We start from the raw sequence: 4,167 nt of genomic DNA on the forward strand, positions 1-4,167 counted from the left end.
TTGACGAGTATTACCCGGCATTCGCTGCGCTTATGGCAGAGCAGGGAAAGGAATTGCCGGGCTATGTGCAACGGGAATTTGAAGAATTTCTCCAATGCGGGCGGCTGGAGCATGGCTTTCTACGGGTTCGCTGCGAGTCTTGCCACGCCGAGCACCTGGTCGCTTTCAGCTGTAAGCGTCGCGGTTTCTGCCCGAGCTGTGGGGCGCGGCGGATGGCCGAAAGTGCCGCCTTGCTGGTTGATGAAGTACTGCCTGAACAACCCATGCGTCAGTGGGTGTTGAGCTTCCCGTTTCAGCTGCGTTTCCTGTTTGCCAGCCGGCCCGAGATCATGGGGTGGGTGCTGGGCATCGTTTACCGCGTCATTGCCACGCACCTGGTCAAGAAAGCGGGCCATACCCACCAAGTGGCCAAGACGGGCGCGGTCACCCTGATCCAGCGTTTTGGATCGGCGCTCAATCTGAATGTTCACTTCCACATGCTGTTTCTCGACGGTGTGTATGTCGAGCAATCCCACGGCTCAGCGCGTTTCCGCTGGGTCAAGGCGCCGACCAGCCCAGAGCTCACCCAGCTGACGCACACCATCGCCCACCGGGTGGGTCGCTATCTGGAACGGCAAGGCCTGCTGGAACGGGATGTCGAAAACAGCTATCTGGCCTCGGATGCGGTGGATGACGACCCGATGACACCCCTGCTGGGGCACTCGATCACTTACCGTATCGCTGTCGGTTCACAGGCGGGGCGAAAGGTGTTCACTTTGCAAACTCTGCCGACCAGTGGTGATCCGTTCGGTGACGGGATTGGCAAGGTAGCCGGGTCCAGCCTGCACGCCGGCGTGGCGGCCAGGGCCGATGAACGCAAGAAGCTCGAACGGCTGTGCCGGTACATCAGCCGCCCGGCGGTATCCGAGAAGCGGCTGTCGTTAACACGAGGCGGCAACGTGCGCTACCAGCTCAAGACGCCGTACCGGGACGGCACCACGCACGTCATTTTCGAACCATTGGATTTCATTGCAAGGCTGGCCGCCCTGGTACCGAAGCCCAGAGTCAACCTAACCCGCTTCCACGGGGTGTTCGCACCCAACAGTCGGCACCGGGCGTTGGTCACGCCGGCAAAACGGGGCAGGGGCAACAAGGTCAGGGTGGCTGATGAACCGGCAACACCAGCACAACGGCGAGCGTCGATGACATGGGCGCAACGGCTCAAGCGTGTTTTCAATATCGACATCGAGACCTGCAGCGGCTGCGGCGGCGCCATGAAAGTCATCGCCTGCATTGAAGACCCTATAGTGATCAAGCAGATCCTTGATCACCTGAAGCACAAAGCCGAAACCAGCGGGACCAGGGCGTTACCCGAAAGCCGGGCGCCACCGGCTGAGCTGCTCCTGGGTCTGTTTGACTGACGAGCCTGAAGGCCAACGATACCAATCAAAATGCTGCGTTCACAGCGCCGCGGCAGGGATCCGCCGTGCTGGTTGTCGGAAAAGGAGCCGCTAGTGGGAAAGAGGAGGGTAAATTTTCAGCGTTGCTGGCTCCCCGTCAGCCGGATTGGGTTGCATCGCAGGGGTGTCGAAAGAGTCAACTGCGGTCCAAAGCTGTTGGACTTGGGTGAAAAGGGCGTTTATTCTTCCTATACGTGCCGCGTTCCAGGCGGCGACTATGAGGGCTATGTCGATGCCCATGTGCGCCGGCTGGAGGCGCTACGCCGGGCCGGTATCGTCGAGCGGATCGACGCCGACCAATGGCGCATCCCCAATGATCTGGTCAGCCGTGCCGCCGCCCATGACGCCGGCCGAGACAGTCAGGCCAGCGTTCGCGTCCTTTCCCCGGTCGATCTGAACAAACAGATCGGATCGGACGGCGCGACCTGGCTGGACCGGCGGCTGATCCACGGCGAGACGGCCGACCTTGCGCCAACCGGCTTCGGGCAACAAGTCCGCGAAGCCATGGACCAGCGCCGCGAGCACCATATCGAACAGGGCGACGCCACCCGCAGCCGGGACAGCCGCGTCTTCTACCGGCGCAACCTTCTCGCCATCCTGCGGGAGCGCGAGGTAGCCGGCGTCGGATCGGATATGGCTTTGAGTAAGGGCCTGCCGTTCCGCGCCGCCACGGACGGCGAGAGCGTCAGCGGCAAGTTTACCGGAACCGTGCATCTATCGAGCGGCAAGTTCGCCGTGGTCGAGAAATCCCATGAGTTCACCCTTGTCCCGTGGCGGCCGATCATCGACCGCCAACTCGGCCGCGAGGTTATGGGCATCGTGCAGGGCGGGTCGGTGTCGTGGCAGTTAGGGCGGCAGAGGGGGCTGGAACGCTGAGTGCGCCCATGCCGCATTGCGAAGCAAAAGATAATCGGATAAAATGTAGCAATTCATATTCGTAAGCGTGGAGTAATCAGATGGGAAATTCCAAGTCAGCAGACAAGTAAGCCGCAACAACCAGTATTGTTGTTGCGGCGCTCTGTAAGGCTAGTCTCATCTGATTGCTGACGAGCAGACGTCGCCCGGTATTCCTTAATCGAGGGTTGATTCGTCATGACCACCACACGCCCCGCGTGGGCCTATACGCTGCCGGCAGCACTGCTGCTGATGGCTCCTTTCGACATCCTCGCTTCACTGGCGATGGATATTTATCTCCCTGTCGTTCCAGCGATGCCCGGCATCCTGAACACGACGCCCGCTATGATCCAACTCACGTTGAGCCTCTATATGGTGATGCTCGGCGTGGGCCAGGTGATTTTTGGTCCGCTCTCAGACAGAATCGGGCGACGGCCAATTCTACTTGCGGGCGCAACGGCTTTCGTCATTGCGTCTCTGGGAGCAGCTTGGTCTTCAACTGCACCGGCCTTTGTCGCTTTCCGTCTACTTCAAGCAGTGGGCGCGTCGGCCATGCTGGTGGCGACGTTCGCGACGGTTCGCGACGTTTATGCCAACCGTCCTGAGGGTGTCGTCATCTACGGCCTTTTCAGTTCGATGCTGGCGTTCGTGCCTGCGCTCGGCCCTATCGCCGGAACATTGATCGGCGAGTTCTTGGGATGGCAGGCGATATTCATTACTTTGGCTATACTGGCGATGCTCGCACTCCTAAATGCGGGTTTCAGGTGGCACGAAACCCGCCCTCTGGATCAAGTCAAGACGCGCCGATCTGTCTTGCCGATCTTCGCGAGTCCGGCTTTTTGGGTTTACACTGTCGGCTTTAGCGCCGGTATGGGCACCTACTTCGTCTTCTTCTCGACGGCTCCCCGTGTGCTCATAGGCCAAGCGGAATATTCCGAGATCGGATTCAGCTTTGCCTTCGCCACTGTCGCGCTTGTAATGATCGTGACAACCCGTTTCGCGAAGTCCTTTGTCGCCAGATGGGGCATCGCAGGATGCGTGGCGCGTGGGATGGCGTTGCTTGTTTGCGGAGCGGTCCTGTTGGGGATCGGCGAACTTTACGGCTCGCCGTCATTCCTCACCTTCATCCTACCGATGTGGGTTGTCGCGGTCGGTATTGTCTTCACGGTGTCCGTTACCGCGAACGGCGCTTTGGCAGAGTTCGACGACATCGCGGGATCAGCGGTCGCGTTCTACTTCTGCGTTCAAAGCCTGATAGTCAGCATTGTCGGGACATTGGCGGTGGCACTTTTAAACGGTGACACAGCGTGGCCCGTGATCTGTTACGCCACGGCGATGGCGGTACTGGTTTCGTTGGGGCTGGTGCTCCTTCGGCTCCGTGGGGCTGCCACCGAGAAGTCGCCAGTCGTCTAACCGACGACTGGTAGCAGGCCCGCTCCGATGCGGCGCACTAACCATCGAAACCTCGTGAATGTCGGTATCCTGTCTGGCAGGATACCGCTCATTTCCCTTGTTCAGTTCATCGCCGTCGCCGAGCATCTGAATTTTCGGCATGCGGCCAAGGCACTTGGTATCAGCCAGTCGAGCGTCAGCGCGCGTGTGAAAGCGCTGGAGGATAACCTTGGTGTCCTGCTATTTGAGCGCCATGCGCGGGGCGTTCGGCTAACAGACGCAGGCAGGCACTTCATGGAGCGTGTCACGGCGGGTGTCGATCAACTCGATCACGCAGTGAAGACCGCGGAGTGACGGGCACTGGCTGGCAATGTCTAGCAACGGCAGGCATTTCGGCTGAGGGTAAAAGAACTTTCCGCTAAGCGATAGACTGTATGTAAAC

At 59.8% G+C, this 4,167-nt stretch carries 4 protein-coding genes; all 4 read left to right on the forward strand.

Annotated features, from left to right (window positions below; genetic code table 11):
• The coding region (locus tag AB5Z02_RS00005; RefSeq protein WP_202821068.1) for an IS91-like element ISVsa3 family transposase at positions 1–1,400 on the forward strand (1,400 nt) is incomplete at its 5' end.
• 30 nt (positions 1,401–1,430) lie between these two features.
• Positions 1,431–2,315 carry a DUF3363 domain-containing protein gene (locus AB5Z02_RS00010; protein WP_021598067.1) on the forward strand — a complete coding sequence of 295 codons (885 nt, stop codon included), beginning with the start codon at positions 1,431–1,433 and terminating at the stop codon, positions 2,313–2,315.
• A gap of 216 nt (positions 2,316–2,531) precedes the next feature.
• A complete protein-coding gene (gene floR / locus AB5Z02_RS00015) occupies positions 2,532–3,746 on the forward strand; it encodes a chloramphenicol/florfenicol efflux MFS transporter FloR (protein WP_023300759.1) in 1,215 nt (404 codons plus the stop codon).
• Between the two features lie 27 nt (positions 3,747–3,773).
• The gene (locus AB5Z02_RS00020) at positions 3,774–4,079 is read left to right on the forward strand and encodes a LysR family transcriptional regulator (RefSeq protein WP_001255015.1); all 306 of its coding nucleotides are present in this window, start codon (positions 3,774–3,776) and stop codon (positions 4,077–4,079) included.
• The last annotated feature ends 88 nt before the right edge of the window (positions 4,080–4,167 follow it).

This window comes from Aeromonas sp. R2-3 (genome assembly GCF_040908375.1).
In the GTDB taxonomy this organism is placed as follows: domain Bacteria; phylum Pseudomonadota; class Gammaproteobacteria; order Enterobacterales; family Aeromonadaceae; genus Aeromonas; species Aeromonas veronii.

Excerpts from the sequence above, each read along its gene's own strand:
- AB5Z02_RS00010 (WP_021598067.1), top strand. The coding sequence starts at position 1,431 with ATGCTGCGTTCACAGCGCCGCGGCAGGGATCCGCCGTGCTGGTTGTCG.
- floR (WP_023300759.1), top strand. The coding sequence starts at position 2,532 with ATGACCACCACACGCCCCGCGTGGGCCTATACGCTGCCGGCAGCACTG.
- AB5Z02_RS00020 (WP_001255015.1), top strand. The coding sequence starts at position 3,774 with ATGCGGCGCACTAACCATCGAAACCTCGTGAATGTCGGTATCCTGTCT.